This window comes from uncultured Mucilaginibacter sp. (assembly GCF_913773635.1).
Taxonomy (GTDB): domain Bacteria; phylum Bacteroidota; class Bacteroidia; order Sphingobacteriales; family Sphingobacteriaceae; genus Mucilaginibacter.
In genome coordinates this window covers 23,078-40,710 of record NZ_CAJYGQ010000012.1, presented here as the reverse complement: position 1 = coordinate 40,710, position 17,633 = coordinate 23,078, and the positions used below count along the sequence as shown (strand labels likewise).

The following is a 17,633-nucleotide window of genomic DNA, read 5'->3' as shown; positions in this document are numbered from 1 at the left end:
AACGCATGACAATTTCAGTGTGGAGATACAGCCACTTAGCCCTGGCTGTATCTTCTTTTTTGTTGCTTACACTGCTATCAATAACCGGCATTATATTGGCCTTCGAGCCAGTTAGCCAGAAAACGCAGCCATTTGGCGTTAATGGTTTTAGCCAAATTACGCTCGCGCAATCACTTCCCGCATTACGCAAAGCTTACCCCGACGTTAGCGAGCTTACAGTTGATGCCAATCAATTCGTTAAGATAAAAGCAACCGATGCCAACGGTAAAAATGTTGAAGCCTTCGTAAATCCGCTTTCTGGCAAAGTATTGGGCTTTCCCCCAAAGAAAAATGATTTTTTTGAAACGGTAAGATCACTGCACAGGTCATTATTTTTACATGAGGTTGGGCGAGCAATTATTGGTGTTACGGCATTTTTGCTTATGCTAATAACTACATCGGGCGTTGCATTAATCATACAGCGGCAACGTGGATTTAAACACTTTTTTAAACGCATTGTGCGCGATAGCTTTGCCCAGTATTATCATGTAGTTTCAGGTCGTTTGTCACTAATCCCTATACTCATCATCGCCGTTAGCGGTACTTACCTCTCGTTGGCAAGATTTAATTTCTTTGACACCAGGAAGGAAAATATCAAAGTTGATTTTGACAACATCAACCCGACACCGGCGCGTAAAGCAACCGAAATAAATGTTTTCAAAAACACCAAGTTATCAGAGGTTGAAAGCATTGAATTTCCGTTTTCAGAAGATGTAGAAGATTATTACACCATTAAGCTTAAAGACCGCGAAATTGCTGTAAATCAAATAACGGGTGATAAATTGAGCGAAGTGGTATATCCTAAAGCAGTGGTGTACTCAAATTTGAGTCTTGATTTGCATACCGGTCGAACTAACATTATTTGGGCACTGGTGCTGGCCGTTGCAGCGGCAAACATTTTATTCTTCATTTATTCGGGCTTCGCTATTACAATCAAACGCCGGGCTAACCAGGTTGGCAATAAGTTTAAAGCTAATGAAAGTAACGTAATTATCCTTGTTGGTTCTGAAAACGGCAGCACGTATCGGTTTGCAAAAGCTGTGCACCAACAATTATTGAAGCAAGGACAGCGATCTTTTATTACGGAACTAAATAACTACACCAACTTTCCAAAGGCCGAACATCTGATAATTATTACCGCAACTTATGGTCTTGGCAATGCGCCAACTAACGCTGCTAAATTTGTTAACCTACTTAAAAAGCACCCGCAGCGGCAAAACATAAATTACTCCGTATTAGGGTTTGGGTCACACGCTTATCCCGATTTTTGCCGGTTTGCGTTTGAGGTGAACAATATGCTTTCGCAACAAAGCTGGGCCAAACCACTGGTTGATATTCATACTGTTAACGACCGCTCGCCACAGGAATTTGAAATTTGGGCAGAAGCGTGGTCGCAGCAGTCGGGCTTCATTATTGAGTCATTTACTAACTTAAAAATCGCAAAAAAACACAGGCTCAACTCATTTACAGTAAGTTCAAACACGGCGACAGACCCGCAGGACGACACATTTTCAGTACGCTTAAAAACCAGGCGTATGCAAAAGGTTACCTCGGGCGATTTGCTGGCTATTTATCCTGCCAATGATCACCGCGAAAGGTTGTATTCAATTGGTGTAATTGACAATGAAATTCAACTTAGTGTACGCTTACATGAACATGGGCTGGGTTCAGGATTTTTACACAGCTTAACACCTGCTCAAAAAATAAAAGCGCGCATTATAAATAACAAACACTTTCACTTTCCGACCAAATCACCCGAGGTGATTATGATTTCTAACGGAACAGGTATAGCCCCTTTTTTAGGCATGATAAGCCAAAATACGGCAAACGTTCCGTGTCATTTATATTGTGGATTCCGTCACAGCCATTCGGTTGCCGGTTACAAATCTGTTTTAGATGGAGGCAAAGCTGCGGGTAAACTTAAGCACTTGCATATTGCCCTTTCGCGCGAGGGCAACAAACAATATGTAAGTGCCTTAATAATCCAGGATGCCGATTTTATGGCAAATGTATTAAGCAAAAAAGGCACTATTATGATATGTGGTTCATTAGCTATGCAAAAAGATGTAATGAATGTGCTAGACGGTATTTGTGAAATAAAAACTGGCAAAGGTATCAGCTATTACCAATCGCACAATCAAATACTTACCGACTGTTATTAACAGCCCTTATTTGAGTTTAAATTTACTCACATCGATGTTTGACGAAGAAAACACCTTGCCATCATCAGTAATCATTATGCCGCTATATTGCGGAAATTGCCTGAGCAATTTCAATCCTTTTTCGCGCCCCAATACCATAATCGAGGTGCTGAAACCGTTGGCTATCTCGGCACTTGGACCAAATACGGTTACGCTGGTAAGTCCTGTAGCAGGGTAACCCGTAGCCGGATTTATAATGTGGGAATAGCGTTTACCGTTAAATACTACAAATTTTTCGTAACTGCCCGATGTTACTACTGCACCCTGCTTTAGCGGTACAATCGCAAATATGGTATCTTCGCGCATAGGGTTAGTAATGCCTATAGCCCAATCATCACCGTTAGGTTGTTTGCCCCAGGTATTCATATCGCCCGAGCCGTTTACAATGCCTGCCTTTATTCCCCGTTTAAGCATTAAGCTCCGGCAGCGGTCTGCAGCGTAACCTTCACCTAATGCACCAAAGCCAATTTTCATACCTTTCTTCTTTAAAAAGATGGTGGAGTTTTTAGCATTTAGCATCACATTACCATACCCCACTTTTTCTACTGATTTCCTCACCGCTTTAGGTGTTGGCATTTGTGTCATGGTTCCATCGAATTTCCAAATCCTGTCCATTGCGGCAAAACTTATATCAAAAGCACCGTTAGTAATTTTTGAAAGATGTAAAGCACGCTGGGCCAAGCTAAAAACTTCAGGACTTACCCTTACAGCTTTTATACCAGCATTGGTGTTTACTTGCCCAATCTGCGTTTCGGCTTTCCAGTCTGATATAAGGTTCTCTATACGGGTTATTTCAGCTATGCAGGTATCAATATTTTGCTCGGCGGTAATTGAGTCTGTAGCAACAATGCTTATATCAAACCTTGCTCCCATCAACATAGTTGTACGCTTGCGTAATACCTGTGCCTGGCTACTAATAGTTAAAGAAAGTAACAGTATGTAGCAGATTTTGGCAAGTGATCCGCGAACTGATATTGACGTTTTAAACATAAATTATCAACCACATAAAGCAAAAAAAACATGCAGCTTTCATAACTGCATGTTTTTCAAAAAAAAGGTTTATCTGTTCTTAGCTTAAAAACAACGGCACAATGTGACGCTCATATAGGTTGAGCGTTACGTTGGCGGCAACAATATCTTTGTACTTTTTAAGGGCAGCATAGTAACGGTCACCATTCTCACCCGCAACTTTGTAAGCCACGTGAAGCATCTGACGGAAATCAGGATTAAAGTCAGGATGCTTCTGGTCATGACGCAAACTGTTGGCAAACTTGTCGCCACTCCAAGCTTTTACTTCTTCGGCGGTTGGTAAACGGCTTTCTTGTACGTCAATAACGGTTGCGTAAGGCACACAAAGCTCATCAAAACGGCCTAAAGCATTAACGTAAATTTCTTTAGCTAGGTCTAAGGCCTCATTACCTGCCTCAGCAAGGCCTATCATTTCTTCTAACCAGGTTGTACCCGCAGTTTTAAGGTGAATGCCGGTATCATGCTTTTTAATTAGTTCAGCAATTGGTGCGTAAATTGAAAATTTGTCGCTACCTGAGTGAACGCTTAATTTCAGGTTCTCAGGTAAGCCAAATTCTTTGATGGCTTCTTTGATCACCAAAATATCCTCTTCAAATTCTTTGGCAAATTGCTGAAGGTTACCCACATAATCAACGCCTTTATTGAAACGACCTGTAAATTTCGGTGCAATGGTTTGTGCTTTGATATCATTATCGGCCAGTGCGCTCAATATAAAGAATAACTCAACCGGGGTTTGCGGATCATTAACCTCATCCATTGATACCTCGGCAATAAAGTTATCCTCACCTTTGCCGGCAGCAATATGTTTGTATAATTTACCAGCTTCTATAGCAGCCAAAAGGAATTTACCTGCAATTTCACGAAGCATGTTTTCGGTAATTTCAAACTGCTCAGCAATACCAGATATTGACAGACTGCCGATGTATTTTTTACGGCGTTCAATAAAAGCTTCAATTTCACTATCAGGGGCAGCTTTACCAATATAATCGGCAACATCTAAAGTAAAAAAGTCAGAGCTGGCAATAAAACCATCAACGGTTGCTAAGGTAATATGATCAGCGTCTACACGGTAAGAATCGGTCCAACCTAATGCGGCTACAGCTGCATCAGCCTCAGCACGCAATTCTGCAGGCTCGGTTTTAACAGTTTTGTGTTCGCGGTTTGATTTATTCCAGATTGGGGTAATGTTTACGCCCTGCTCTTTGGCTCTTAAAACTGCTTTCAGTTGTGCTTCACCCTGATGAGCAAAGCGGTCGCCCATGCCAAATGAAAATTTCTCTAACTTCATAGATTTAGTGTATGTTCGATTTTACGATAATGGGAATAAATATAGAAAACCGTTATTAATAAAGCAGGCTAAATGCTTCAATACTCAGATTTATTTTTTAAAGTTCATATCATCGCTATATAAATTGTTTGGAGTAATTAATTATGGCTTAAGCGAATCAACAATTCTACAGCCTGGTGGTTAACCAATAGTATAATAAAATACTTTACAGCAATGCCAGATATAGCTAAACGTTTCCCTCAAAATCCATTGTTAGCTCCTAAAAGTCTACTCCCAAGTGGCCAGGGCTTGCAGGTTGCGTGTCTGCTTAATCCGGGGGTGTTTAGGTTTGATGGTAAAATTTGGCTGTTGGTACGTGTAGCCGAACGGCCGCAACAAAGTGAGGTTCATGTATCATTCCCGGTACTTACCGATGATGGGGGCATAGAAATAATGGAAATTGAACTGAACGATGCAGACCTTATTGCTACTGACGCACGCGTTATTCGATACAAGGGTATTGATTATCTTACAACGCTATCGCACCTGCGCCTTTTGTGCAGCGATGACGGCATAAACTTTTATGAGCCGGAGGGCTACCCTAAGCTGTTTGGGCAGGGATACCTGCAAACGTTTGGTATTGAAGATTGCCGGGTGAGCTTGGTTGAAGGCGAATATCACCTGACTTTTACTGCAGTATCATCAAACGGTGTAGCCGTTGCGTTGCGCAAAACAACCGACTGGAAAAACTTTACCTCGCATGGCTTGATTCTGCCTCCGCACAATAAGGATTGCGCCATATTTGAAGAGAAAATTAATGGCAAGTATTACGCACTACACAGACCAAGCAGCGTTGACCTGGGTGGTAATTTTATATGGATTGCCGAATCTCCTGATGGTATACATTGGGGCAACCATAAATGTATTTTGAAAACCCGTGCTGGCTATTGGGATAGCGGCCGTGTTGGAGGTGGTGCTGCACCTATAAAAACAGAAAAGGGCTGGTTGGAAATTTACCATGGCGCTACCAAGGAACATAGATATTGCCTTGGAGCAGTTTTGTTGGATTTAGAAGATCCATCGAAAGTCCTGGCCCGCAGCGAGGAGCCGATAATGGAACCTTTGGAAGAATATGAAACCAGCGGCTTTTTTGGACATGTAGTGTTTACTAACGGCCATATAGTTGATGGTGACCAACTGACTGTATATTACGGTGCGGCTGATGAGTTTGTATGCGGCGCTCACTTTTCCATAAGCGAGATACTACGGTCTTTAAATTACTAAACGCGCTGAATACGTAAATTAAATACGTCTCTGAGTGCTCGTTTTGCGGCGTAGTAACCGCACATTCCATGCACACCGCCACCGGGGGGGGTTGATGAGGAACAGATATATAAACCTTTTGCCGATGTGCGGTATGGCGAAAAACGCAGCGCTGGGCGGGTGAATAATTGGGTTAGGTCAAGCCTTCCGCCGTTAATATCGCCACCAATATAATTTGCATTATAATCCTGCATCTGTACTGCATTCATGGTGTGCCTGCCAATTATTCTTTCTTTAAACCCCGGAGCAAAACGTTCAACCTGGCTTTCAATAATGTCAGTCATGTTTTTGGTAGAGCCATTTGGAACGTGGCAATATGCCCAACCAGTATGTTTACCTTGCGGAGCGCGGCTTTCATCAAATATGCTTTGCTGAGCCAGCAAAACGTAAGGTCTATCAGTATGCTGGCCTTTGGCCGAAGCTTGTTCGGCCGCTATTATTTCGGCCGCAGTACCGCCTAAATGTATTGTGCCGGCACTTAGGCAATTTGATGCTGTAAAAGGTATAGGAGCATCCAATGCCCAATCTATTTTAAACACACCATCACCATAACGGTATTTCTCCAACTGCCATTTATATAGGCTCGAAAAACGGTACCCGGCAATTTGAAGCATTTGCTGAGGCGTTACATCAAATAACACAGCATTTGCAGACGGAAGCTGCTTTAAACTGCTAACGTAAAAATTGATTTGTATTTCGCCGCCAAGGCTGCAAAAGTAAGCGGCCAGCGCATCAGCTATTGACTGTGAACCGCCTTGCGGTATTGCCCAGCCACCGGTATGGCCCGTAAGTAACAATACCAATGCTACCGCAGCTGTAGCGGGGTTTTGTAAAGGTTGAATTGCGTGAGCAGCCATACCGGCAATAAGCCCCTGCCCGTGCGTGGTCTTGAATTTATTGATAAGCATTGTTGCTGATTGCAAACCAACTAACCCGAATTCAGCCATTTTGAATGGATGATTTGGCAGCTTTAACGGGCCCAGTACGTCAGATGCTATTAACGGCCAACTCTTTACCAATGACGAGATCAAAGCTTTGTAAGCCTGCTCATCATCACCAAGCAAAGCGGCGGTTTCTGCAACCGAACGTTTAAGCACAGCGCAAGTTCCATCATCAAAGGGATGCGCAGCATCTATATGCGGCATTACATATTTTAACCCAAAGTTATGAAGGGGAAGAGTTTTAAGGAATGGCGATTTAAATGCCAGCGGATGTATTGCCGAACATATATCGTGCTTAAAACCCGGCAGTGTTAATTCTGCAGTGCGTAGCCCGCCGCCAACAGTACTTTTTGCTTCTACAATAAGTACCTTAAGTCCTTGTTGTTGCATTAAAATTGCAGCCGCAAGACCATTAGGGCCTGCGCCAACAATTATTGCATCATAATCACATTTATTTAGCTTCATTAGCTCCTTTAGCAAGAACGGCTTGTTCTTAAGCTAAGCTAACTAAAACCTTGCAAATATGTTTAGCCTGTAAAATTAAAGTCACTATTATGCAAATGGAAAAAATTTGAGGCGTGAGGACGGATTCGAACCGCCGTACAAGGTTTTGCAGACCCCTACCTAACCACTCGGCCACTCCGCCATTTGATTGTTACGCCGAACGTCTGCCCGCCAGATAATTATTGGAACGATACACCGCATCAACCACTTCATTTACCGGAATTGTGTTGCTGATGTTTTCATTTGGATAGCTAAAAGCTACTTTAAAATCATGATCAACTACATAAGTGGCCGGAAGTGGAATATTAACATCAATGCCACCATAAAAATTCCAGGTTGGGCTATGCTCAGAAAACACGCCAAATAAACCGGCAATGGCACCATTCGTATCTGAATGTATAGGTAACGATATATTGTGCAGCCAAAGTAACTGCTGTAACCCATCTTCGTCTCCATCAGCATCAACCACTACAATTTTCCCATCATAAAATTTGGTTTCGTTTCTTATAGCATTGAGTTGTTTTAAATGGTCCAACCCAACATCTCCCCAATGTTTAGAATAAAAATACACTACTAATATCTTACTTAATTTTGGCAGCGCCTTAGCCTTACAAAAATTGTTTAGTGCGCCAATTACAGGCACCGGCAAACCATGCTTAACAGTTTCGCCCGTTTTCACGGGTTCAAGTTTATGATATTTATTAGTGTTATACTCCAACTCCGGAGTAATCTCAAGTACATCAAATTGAGGGTAATCCATACGAAAAAGAAAATTTGGGTTAAATAAAATTTATAAACGCTGAGGCAACGAAAATTAAAAGCACATACAACAACAGCGATTGCTGGTAATCTTGCTAAAAAGGTATGAAGTGCTGTTTTGCGTCATGATAAAAATGCGTTCAAATTGCTTTGACAAAACAAATATATACAAAGTCTATGTATATAGTAGATTTAATTTAAAATTTTATTTTTCCTTTGATTACTATTAATGTGATTACCTTACAGCAACCTAAATTATATAAGCCATAGCGGCTTTTCAAACCATGTTAAGCTATCACCTCTTAAATAAAGCGTTCGTCATTTTTTTGATTTTAATTGATTTTGTGCCCGCAAACACAAACGCTCAGCAAAATTTAGCGTCCTTAGTTAAGGAAATACCTTACCGATCCAAAGTTTGGGCTCCCGACTTAAACAACGGTTACTATAAAAACCCCATTATAAACGCTGATTACTCTGACCCTGATGTGGTACGGGTTGGAAATGATTTTTACATGGTTAGCTCGAGCTTTGAAGACATACCGGGGTTGCCCATACTCCATTCAACTGATCTTGTAAACTGGAGGCTAATAGGTCATGCCCTGTTAAAACAGTATCCTGTCGGGCATTTCGATCTTCCCCGTCACGGGGACGGCGTTTGGGCTCCATCTATCAGGTACTATAATAAAGAGTTTTACCTTTACTACCCCGACCCTGATTTTGGAATTTACCTAATCAAAGCAACTAATGCCGCAGGACCTTGGAGCAAGCCGGTGCTTGTTATGGAAGGCAAAGGACTTATTGACCCCTGCCCTCTTTTGGATGATGACGGCTCAATGTATCTTGTGCATGGCTTTGCGGGGAGCCGCGCGGGTATAAAAAGTATAATTGCATTAAACCAACTTAATAAAAACGGTGACAAGGTACTTGACGAAGGAGTGATTGTATATGATGGCCACGAAATTGACCCAACAATTGAAGGACCTAAATTTTATAAACGAAATGGCTATTATTATATATTTGCCCCGGCCGGGGGTGTTTCAACCGGCTGGCAGGTGGTGTTGCGTTCCAAAAAGGTATACGGTCCTTATGAACGTAAAGTAGTAATGGATCAGGGTAAAAGTTCCGTGAATGGTCCGCACCAGGGCGCATGGGTAAACACCTCTTTGGGAGAAGACTGGTTTATTCACTTTCAGGACAAAGATGCTTACGGCCGGGTAGTACACCTGCAACCCATGACGTGGAAAAATAATTGGCCGGTGATAGGCTCTGACGTAGATGGCGATGGCAAAGGTGAACCGGTTTACCAACATAGAAAACCTAAAAGCAACATTGCATCAGTCATTGAAAATCCGGTTGAAAGTGATGAGTTTAAGAGTAATGTTTTAGGGTTACAATGGCAATGGATGGCTAACAACAAAGCGCATTGGAATTATTTGCATCCGGCTAAAGGGGTGCTTAGGTTATACAGTGCGCAAGTGCCGGAGGGCGCTAAAAACTTGTGGGATATCCCTAACGTGCTATCTCAAAAATTCCCGGCTGATGAGTTCACAGCAACCACCAAATTGGAATTTAAGCCTAACATCAAAATAGACGGTGAAAAAGCAGGACTAGCCGTAATGGGTTTAAGCTATGCGAACATTGGCATAATACATAAAAAAGATGGCGATTACCTGTATTACGGCGTATGCAAAAATGCTGACAAAGGTGAGTTGGAAAATATGAAGCTTGTAACCAAGTTAGAGTCATCAAGCGTTTATTTGCGTGTAACTGTTGCAAAGGATGCCATTTGCAGATTTAGTTATAGTACCGATGGTTTAATATTTAAATTGGTTGGTGATGAATTTAAAGCTACGCCTGGCAAATGGAAAGGTGCCAAGCTAGGATTGTTTTGTACCCGTTCTACACAAATCAATGACTCTGGTTATGCCGATTTTGATTGGTTCCGCGTAACGGCTTTTGATAGGAACTGATAACATAAAAAGGGCTCACCAAAATGAGCCCCTTCATTACTACGATAACACCTGGCAATTAAATGCCAGCAACACTATGTTAGTTAAACGTAATTTATTTGCTTAACTGAGTGTTGTACAAAACTTTTCCGCTTACGCTCACCACTTTCACGTTCAAACGCTTATCGTCAACCGAGAAATACATAAACCCATTCTCAGAGGCACCAAATTTACTGTACTCTATACCAGGTGTAATATATGTTAACTCTGAACCGGCACCTGATATGAACTGGTGAGTGAATCCTTCGGGCTTTAAATGCTGTACTGAATGCTCATGGCCAGATAAGTAAACATCTACCTTATGCTTTTCCAGTAACGGCTTTAAAGCTTTCCTGATGGCAAGTGTATCATAATTACTAACCCTTGGCCCGGCTGTATGCGTTGGGTGATGGCCCACAACTATTTTCCACTTCACATCGGCTGAAGCCTTCTTTAAGGTCTCATCTATCCAGGCAAGCTGCTTTTCAGGATGCTGATCTTCGTGGTTTTGAACAATAGCCTGGCTGTCAATCATCACAAAAAGCACTTTGCCTTTGTCTTTGCCCAAGGCCACCTCTTTGGTATAATAACGGGCTGGCATGTTCCATCTGCGGCTTACTTTGCTATAACGTATCTGAGCATCAGGATCCGAATAGTAATCATGATTACCTAAAATAGCAAACCAATCGGCCTGTAAAGAGTGTGCGGTATATACATTTTCAAATGAGTAATGCCACAACGGATCCTGCTCACTTACTACACCTTTCGGATAAAAATTATCTCCTACAGATAAGATAAAGTTTATAGGATTGTTTTTTGCCCAATCGCCCATTTGTCTTGCTGTTTCCAATTGAAGGCATTCACCGTTTCGTCCCCAATCGCCAAGTGCTAAAAAGTTAAGGGTAAATCCATTTGGCTCGGGGCCAGCAGGTGCAAGGTCTTCGCTTTCAAAGTGCGTAACCGCATTTTCGGCCAGGGCACTCAACGGAGCGGCAACTGACGTACCAAGCGCCGTTAGAGCGGTATTTCTAACAAAATCTCTTCGTTTCATTTTAGTTGGTTAATTAGGGTGCGATCAACAATATATTGCGCTGCGTTAAAATCACTTTGCAGCGCAATATATCAAAACAGCAGCAATTAATATCCCGGGTTTTGTATCAAGTTAGGGTTCAATGACCTTTCGCTGGTTGGAACCGGGTAAATACGTTTGTTTACATCGGCGTTACTTTTAAAACCCCAGGCACTTTCAAACTTGCCAAAGCGTATCAAATCATTTCTACGCCAGCCCTCCCAGGCAAACTCACGTGCACGCTCGTCAAGCAACTGATCTAGCGTAACTCCACTTACTACAGGTGCCTTTGCACGCGTGCGTATCTTATTTACCAATACATCGGCTGTTTGCAATTCGCCGCCAACAGAGGTTGGTGCTGCGCCGCGTAAAATAGCTTCAGCTTTCATCATCATAACATCAGCCAAACGTAGTATTGGCATATCATTCCCCTGATAACGAGTGTTTGGATTGGCATTTTTATCAGGGTAGAATTTAATTGAGCGTACACCTTTGGCCTTACCTAATTCATCATTGCCAACATCCATAGTGGCAGGCCTAACCAGTGTAAGTTCAGGCGTGAAATCCAAATGATAATCTACAGATGCAGTACCATCAGCGCCTGCATATGACGCATCAACGCCTTTCTTGGTTGATTTGATAATGATTGGTGCTCCATTGTTTTCATACTGTTTACCGGCCAGCCAGGTGTTGTTACGGACATCACCCGTTAAATTAAATTTTTGCCAGAATTCTTTAATAGTACTCAAAGCAATACTTGGCCTGAATGGTATGCTGTATTTGGCTTGAACAGCCGTGTGTAAGCCAAAACGCGTAAAGTGATTACCTTCGGCAACGTTTGGATCGTAAGGCACAGCAAAAATGGTTTCTTTTATCTGAGGCCCGTTCTCCGGCGCAAACAAAGTCGTGTAGTCAGCATCTAGCGAGTATATATTTTTTGCACGGTCCAAAACGCTGTCAGCCATGGCTACAGTTTCGGTGTAACGGGCTTGGCCGGTATAATACTGTGCGTTCAGGTACAGTTTTTCGAGCAGTGTAAATGCCATCCATTTAGTTGGCCTACCATAAGTAAGTGTACCTGCAGTGCTGCTTAAATTTGGAATAGCTTCCTTTAAATCTTTCTCAATAAACTGAAATACCTCGGTACGTGGTGCTGTTTTAGGCGAACCACTTACAGGGAATGTTGATATGATGGGCACGTTACCATACAAATCCATCATAAAGAAGTAAAACAGTGCACGCATGGTGCGCAGTTCGGCAATACTTGCCTTTGCCGTTGCAACAGCACCATTGGTTTCAAACAAACTGATAAGCCTGTTACAAGCATTTATTCCTCCAAAACCCCATTCCCAGTTTGAGCGTACGTTTGGATGATCGGGCCCCCAGGTGTGCATGTGTAAAAACCGATATTGTCCGCCATCGTCATAATTACCATCACGGGCGGGTATGATAGCCTCATCGGTTGATAGCTCCTGCATTCTCCAATAATCTACCGCGTAAATCGAGCGCAGTTGGGTATATACAGGGCCCGTAGCTGCAATGTATCCTTCAGGGTTATTTGGAAAATTATCAGGCGTAAGTTCAGACTTTACCGGAACATCAAGTTTGGTGCAGCTTGCAGCAGCACAAGCTAACGCCGCAAAAAATAATATCTTTTTCATTGTTGAATTAATGATTAAAAAGTAACGTTTAAGCCTAAAAGGAATGTGCGTGTTTTAGGATAGAAATTGTTGTTATCAATACCAGGCGTAACACCACCCATATTCATTTCGGGGTCAATACCGCGGTATTTGGTTATTAAAAACAAATTATTTCCGGTGGCATAAATGCGCAAACGGTTTATTGATTTTACCTTTAGCGGAATGTTATAGCCTAACGTAGCATTATCTAAACGCAGGTAAGAACCGCTTTCCAGATAACGGTCTGAAAGTATGTAAGCGTTATTATCGTTAGGAGACTCGTTTAACGTAAACCTTGGAATGTTTACATTAGTTGCATCAGACGGACTATTTAAATTAGCCAGGGTTGCATTTAACACCTTGTTGCCCAATACACCTCGCACAAAAAAGCCTAAATCAACATTTTTATAGGTAAAGGTGTTGCCCCAACCGTAAATAAGTTTTGGCTGTGCATTGCCAACATAAGCAAAATCGGCCACTACGGGTGGAGTGGTTGATATCGAGCCGTCGGCCTTGTAAAACTGACTTACCCCTTGAGCATCCTTCCCGGCATAACGAGCTAACAAGAAAGAACCTAACGGTAAGCCTGTTTGCAATATTTGTGAAGGATTAGCTGATTGCCCCTTACCGCCAAGGTAGGCTGTACGCTGATAATCTAACTGAAACAAATCGCTTGATAGTGACTCTACCGTGTTTTTATTATAAGCTACGTTTACCGTGCTTGTCCATTTCAGAGATTTGCCCACTAAGGGCCTTACGCTAACTATGGCCTCAATACCTTTATTTCTGATGTTACCACCGTTAGCTGTTAAAAACGGCAGGTAATATTGAGTTGTTGATACCTGGTAATCGTTGATTAAATCTTTAGTGCGTTTATCATACACATCAACCGAACCTGACAGGATGTTATTGAATAAGCTGAAATCAACACCAATATTTGCTACATCAGTAGTTTCCCATTTTAAATCCGGGTTTTGATTTTGACGCGGGCCGATTGGATTGATGTAGTTTCCGTTGTAATAAAACCTCGAACCGGTGGTTACACCATAAAGCAGCAGAGTAGTAAACGGCCTGATGCCATCGCTATTACCAGAGCTACCCCAGCCCGCCCTTAGCTTAAGATTATTTACAAAGCTCACACCTTTCATAAAGTCCTCATTGCTAATGTTCCATGCTGCCGATACTGATGGAAAATATCCCCATCTGCTATTGGCCCCAAACGCTGAAGATCCATCACGACGCAACGATGTTTGGAACAGATACTTATCTTTGTAATTATACTGCGCCCTGCCGTAAAAAGATATAATCCTTAATATAGCAATAGGTGGATTGGTGCCACCCAGTATAGGATCATCAACGCTGTAATTAATTACTGCTCCTACAGGTGCGTTGCCTAAAGTAAGATTGTTGTAGGTAAGATTGTCATTTACAAAATTTTGATTTGAAGTGCCAAAACCATTATTGCGTTCATCCTCTTGCCATGAGTAGCCGGCAAGTAACTTTAAGTCATGATCGCCAAACCGCTTATCATAGTTAAAGTAACTTTCAATAATCTTTTTGTTATTGGTCCATGATTGTCTGCGGGCATAACCATTAAGTCCTTGAGCTAAACCCGAGAAACGGTTGTTATATGAATCATTATAGTTTTGCTCGTCTTGGTACGAAATGCTTAGCGTATACTTCAAGCCTGTGAACAAACGTGCTTCGGCAATTGCGTTTCCTAAAAAGGTTTTTACCCTGCTGTTGTAGATATTATTATCGATCAATGATACCGGATTCAGGTATCCGCGTGTACGGGTAAAGTTTTCTGTATAAGAGCCGTCAGGCTGCCTTACATTTACCGTAGGTAAATAAGTAAGCATATTTTGATATACCTCACGGGCAATGTTACGGCTGCTGGTAACACTGTTTACGCCCGATACATTTAACCGCAACCTGTTATCAAAAAACTTTTGATCAATATTGGCACGTAAGATGAAACGCTCAAGTCCGGATGTTTTTATGATACCTTTATTATTCAGGTAATTTAAACTTACGTTGTAAGCCGTTTGCCCTGAGTTACCATTAAGGGAAACGTTGTGGTTATTGGAGATGCTTGTTTGAGTAAGTTCCTTTTGCCAGTCGGTATTAGCACCGGCATTATTATCAACCAGGTTTAAAGTACGGTTATTGGCCTGCAGGTAGCTGCGCAACTCATCGCCACCAAGTACGGCAATCTGGTTGGATACGTTTTCAACTGCGCCGTAACCACTATAACTCAGGCTTGATTGCCCGGGTTTTGCCTTGCGGGTAGTAACCATAATAACACCATTGGCAGCCCGCGCACCATAGATTGCGGTTGATGATGCATCTTTAAGCACATCAATGCTCATAATATCATCAGGTGCCAATAAGTCAATTGATGCACCCGGAACGCCGTCAATTACATAAAAAGGTTCCTGTGCCCCGGCACGTAAAGTTGATGGCCCCCTCAGAAGTATTGATCCCCTGTCGTTAGGGTTACCGCTACGGGTAATGTTAAAGCCCGGAACCTTACCTTGAAGTAATTGTGCCGGAGAACTTATCACACCACGGTTAAAATCCTCTGCCTGCACCGATGTTATTGCACCGGTTAAGTCGGCTTTGCGGCTGGTTCCGTAGCCGGTTACTACCACCTGGGTTAAAGAGGTTGCACTTTCTTTTAGCGTTACCGAAAGCGATATTTTATTACCGGCCAGTGCCTGGTAACCTGTAAGTGTTTTAGTTTCAAAACCAATAAAAGTAAAGGTAAAGCTATAATTGCCACCTGTTTGAAGATTGCTGATATTAAAAACACCATTAACATCTGTAGTTGCGTTGGTTGCTTTGCCGGTAAGCTTGTTTTCAGCTTTAACGGTTGCTCCAACTATTGGCACTCCGAGGGTATCCTTAACCATACCTGAGGCCGATGGACCAGTTTGCGCATGCAAGGATTTTCCAAGCAGCAAAAAGCCGCATATGAGGAAAATTGCCTGCAGGCATTTAAAACATTGCTTGTAAGTTTTGTTCATAGCTTTTTGGGTTGATTTGCAGTAGTTTATTTTTTAGTGATGATGTAAGTACTATCGGGCTGCAGGTTGAAGTGCAGTTTATTAAGTGCCGTAATGGTGCCTAAAACATTGTTAAGGCTTTCAGTACGGGTATTAAACTCACCTGTGAAATAGTATTTTTTTAAGCTTACGCGCGATTGAATTTGAACGTTGTAGGTCTCTTCAATTTTATTAATAACAAGCGGGAGCTGCTGATTTGTAAAGTTGAGCGTATCCCCTTTTATAATAGTTTTGCCGGCCTGTACTGCAAAATTTGCTTTAACAGGGTTTGTATTGAACGCTGAAACTATTAGAGATTGGTGTTTATTGTTAAACACAAGCTCTTTACCAGGCAATAAATACACTGCCTGACTCTGAGGCTCGGGGTTTTGGTATTGCACAACTTTTACCTTACCGCTTAAAAGCCTTACTTTGGTGTGTATGCTGTTTGGCTTGGCTGTTATTTTAAACACAGTACCCAAAGCGGTGGTTGCCAACGGCCCGGCATAAACCGTAAACGGCCTGCTCTTATCTTTAGCTACGTAAAAACGGGCAACACCTTTTAAATATATTTCCCTGGCATTACGCTTGAAAGGCACAGTGTATTTTATCGCAGCCTTTGGCTCCATTACTATGTGCGAGCCATCATCCAGCAAAACGCTTAACTCATGATTGGCCTTGTTTATGGTAGTTCTCCAATTTAATTGTTTGGTTACTTTTGCCGCAAACGGCACTGGTTTGGCCTTACTTACCGGGTTAAAGTGTACCCATAATAAAATAGTTACCGCTATGCATAAGCAAGCTGCTAAAGCATTAACAATAGCCGGATTTATGAGCCTTACTTTTTGCTCAGAATGACGTTCAATGCCCAGCAGGATATTGCCCAGCATTTTTTCGGTGCGCGAGCTTTTGGGACTACTGTAATGTGCTAAATCTCTCCACTCCTTTTCACCGACGTATTCTTCAAGTACTTCCGGGTGCGCTGATAAGTACCGATGAACAAGTTCAGCTTCGTAGGGTGTGCACTCGCGTTTAAAATATTTAATAATTTGAGCTGGCGTGGGCTGCATATACATACAATACGGCCATCACAATGCTAACCCCCAACACTTAATAATTATTTAATATTGCATGAGCTACAGAAAGGAAGGAAACTGTAATTATTGTCGAATTGCGTAGTTCTTTTAAAGCAAGATTGATATGATTTTCGACAGTCTTCGTTGAGATGGAAAGCATTGCAGCAATTTCGGCGTTAGTGAGGTGGTTAAATCGACTCAATTTAAAAACGGTTTTACGTACGTGAGGCAGTTTTTCAATGGCTTTAGTGACGTTTCTTAGCGTTTCGCGGTTATCAAATTGTTCATTATACCCAGCGTTTATGTTAAACTCAATACGGCTGATATGGTTATTTCTGATGCTATCCTTCCGTAGTTCATCAATGAGCGTAGTACGTGCAATGCGAAACAGTTGGATATCAAAATTAATTTCTAATGACAAGCTTTCGCGGTTGTTCCACAGCTTAATAAATGTTAGCTGCACAACCTCTTCGGCAATATAAGATGAAGATGTTTTACCCAACAGGAAAGCGTATAACTTTGGATGATACTGGTAGTAAACAATTTTGAAAGTTGTAAGACAACCATTGCGTATAAGGGTAATATATTCCATACCCTGCAAAGATTTAGCTCTGTTGTTACTTCAAAAACATGCTAATGTTAGGGATTTGTTAAACAATGAAAAACTTTGCCCCTTGTGTAAAACAAGAAAAGCCTTCCTTTTGAGGAAAG

At 42.0% G+C, this 17,633-nt stretch carries 12 protein-coding genes and 1 tRNA gene; 3 read left to right on the top strand and 10 right to left on the bottom strand.

Going from position 1 to position 17,633, the window contains the following annotated elements:
* Window positions 1–5 precede the first annotated feature (5 nt).
* On the top strand, window positions 6–2,201 hold the full coding sequence (locus tag QZ407_RS14805; protein ID WP_295772429.1) for a PepSY domain-containing protein: 2,196 nt from the start codon (window positions 6–8) through the stop codon (window positions 2,199–2,201).
* A 6-nt stretch (window positions 2,202–2,207) separates the two neighbouring features.
* On the opposite strand, the gene QZ407_RS14800 is transcribed toward QZ407_RS14805, so the two are convergent.
* Both QZ407_RS14800 and QZ407_RS14795 read right to left on the bottom strand, forming a co-directional pair.
* Complete coding sequence (locus QZ407_RS14800) at window positions 2,208–3,230, bottom strand: FAD:protein FMN transferase (protein ID WP_295772427.1); 1,023 nt, start codon at window positions 3,228–3,230, stop codon at window positions 2,208–2,210.
* A 79-nt stretch (window positions 3,231–3,309) separates the two neighbouring features.
* Window positions 3,310–4,557 (bottom strand): tagaturonate epimerase family protein, encoded by a 1,248-nt coding sequence (locus QZ407_RS14795; RefSeq protein ID WP_295772425.1) that lies wholly within the window; start codon window positions 4,555–4,557, stop codon window positions 3,310–3,312.
* A gap of 213 nt (window positions 4,558–4,770) precedes the next feature.
* On the opposite strand from QZ407_RS14795, the gene QZ407_RS14790 reads away from it, so the two are divergent.
* Entirely contained in the window at window positions 4,771–5,820 is a 1,050-nt protein-coding gene (locus tag QZ407_RS14790) for a glycoside hydrolase family 130 protein (protein ID WP_295772424.1), read from the top strand.
* Here the strand turns inward: QZ407_RS14790 and QZ407_RS14785 are convergent.
* From QZ407_RS14785 to QZ407_RS14775, 3 genes are all read right to left on the bottom strand, one after another.
* Complete coding sequence (locus tag QZ407_RS14785) at window positions 5,817–7,265, bottom strand: NAD(P)/FAD-dependent oxidoreductase (protein WP_295772422.1); 1,449 nt, start codon at window positions 7,263–7,265, stop codon at window positions 5,817–5,819. The two genes, QZ407_RS14790 and QZ407_RS14785, sit on opposite strands and share 4 nt — an antisense overlap.
* A gap of 109 nt (window positions 7,266–7,374) precedes the next feature.
* Window positions 7,375–7,446 (bottom strand) — tRNA-Cys (locus QZ407_RS14780).
* A 9-nt stretch (window positions 7,447–7,455) separates the two neighbouring features.
* Window positions 7,456–8,064, bottom strand: coding sequence for a redoxin domain-containing protein (locus QZ407_RS14775; RefSeq protein ID WP_295772420.1), 609 nt, complete (start codon window positions 8,062–8,064; stop codon window positions 7,456–7,458).
* A 343-nt stretch (window positions 8,065–8,407) separates the two neighbouring features.
* Here QZ407_RS14775 and QZ407_RS14770 point away from each other — a divergent pair, with 343 nt between their 5' ends.
* The gene (locus tag QZ407_RS14770; RefSeq protein WP_295772418.1) at window positions 8,408–10,033 is read left to right on the top strand and encodes a glycoside hydrolase 43 family protein; all 1,626 of its coding nucleotides are present in this window, start codon (window positions 8,408–8,410) and stop codon (window positions 10,031–10,033) included.
* Window positions 10,034–10,127: 94 nt separating this feature from the next.
* Here the strand turns inward: QZ407_RS14770 and QZ407_RS14765 are convergent, their stop codons facing one another.
* The 5 genes from QZ407_RS14765 to QZ407_RS14745 all read right to left on the bottom strand — a co-directional run bounded on the left by QZ407_RS14765 (window position 10,128) and on the right by QZ407_RS14745 (window position 17,514).
* Window positions 10,128–11,102: a tartrate-resistant acid phosphatase type 5 family protein gene (locus QZ407_RS14765; protein ID WP_295772417.1), complete on the bottom strand. Its 975-nt coding sequence runs from the start codon at window positions 11,100–11,102 to the stop codon at window positions 10,128–10,130.
* Window positions 11,103–11,188: 86 nt separating this feature from the next.
* The gene (locus QZ407_RS14760; protein WP_295772416.1) at window positions 11,189–12,781 is read right to left on the bottom strand and encodes a RagB/SusD family nutrient uptake outer membrane protein; all 1,593 of its coding nucleotides are present in this window, start codon (window positions 12,779–12,781) and stop codon (window positions 11,189–11,191) included.
* Window positions 12,782–12,795: 14 nt separating this feature from the next.
* Window positions 12,796–15,828: a SusC/RagA family TonB-linked outer membrane protein gene (locus QZ407_RS14755; RefSeq protein ID WP_295772415.1), complete on the bottom strand. Its 3,033-nt coding sequence runs from the start codon at window positions 15,826–15,828 to the stop codon at window positions 12,796–12,798.
* 26 nt (window positions 15,829–15,854) lie between these two features.
* Complete coding sequence (locus QZ407_RS14750) at window positions 15,855–16,916, bottom strand: FecR family protein (protein WP_295772414.1); 1,062 nt, start codon at window positions 16,914–16,916, stop codon at window positions 15,855–15,857.
* A gap of 40 nt (window positions 16,917–16,956) precedes the next feature.
* Window positions 16,957–17,514 carry an RNA polymerase sigma-70 factor gene (locus QZ407_RS14745; protein ID WP_295772412.1) on the bottom strand — a complete coding sequence of 186 codons (558 nt, stop codon included), beginning with the start codon at window positions 17,512–17,514 and terminating at the stop codon, window positions 16,957–16,959.
* Window positions 17,515–17,633 lie beyond the last annotated feature (119 nt).

Excerpts from the sequence above, each read along its gene's own strand:
- QZ407_RS14805 (WP_295772429.1), top strand. The coding sequence starts at position 6 with ATGACAATTTCAGTGTGGAGATACAGCCACTTAGCCCTGGCTGTATCT.
- QZ407_RS14800 (WP_295772427.1), bottom strand. The coding sequence starts at position 3,230 with ATGTTTAAAACGTCAATATCAGTTCGCGGATCACTTGCCAAAATCTGC.
- QZ407_RS14795 (WP_295772425.1), bottom strand. The coding sequence starts at position 4,557 with ATGAAGTTAGAGAAATTTTCATTTGGCATGGGCGACCGCTTTGCTCAT.
- QZ407_RS14790 (WP_295772424.1), top strand. The coding sequence starts at position 4,771 with ATGCCAGATATAGCTAAACGTTTCCCTCAAAATCCATTGTTAGCTCCT.
- QZ407_RS14785 (WP_295772422.1), bottom strand. The coding sequence starts at position 7,265 with ATGAAGCTAAATAAATGTGATTATGATGCAATAATTGTTGGCGCAGGC.
- QZ407_RS14775 (WP_295772420.1), bottom strand. The coding sequence starts at position 8,064 with ATGGATTACCCTCAATTTGATGTACTTGAGATTACTCCGGAGTTGGAG.
- QZ407_RS14765 (WP_295772417.1), bottom strand. The coding sequence starts at position 11,102 with ATGAAACGAAGAGATTTTGTTAGAAATACCGCTCTAACGGCGCTTGGT.
- QZ407_RS14760 (WP_295772416.1), bottom strand. The coding sequence starts at position 12,781 with ATGAAAAAGATATTATTTTTTGCGGCGTTAGCTTGTGCTGCTGCAAGC.
- QZ407_RS14755 (WP_295772415.1), bottom strand. The coding sequence starts at position 15,828 with ATGAACAAAACTTACAAGCAATGTTTTAAATGCCTGCAGGCAATTTTC.
- QZ407_RS14750 (WP_295772414.1), bottom strand. The coding sequence starts at position 16,916 with ATGCAGCCCACGCCAGCTCAAATTATTAAATATTTTAAACGCGAGTGC.
- QZ407_RS14745 (WP_295772412.1), bottom strand. The coding sequence starts at position 17,514 with ATGGAATATATTACCCTTATACGCAATGGTTGTCTTACAACTTTCAAA.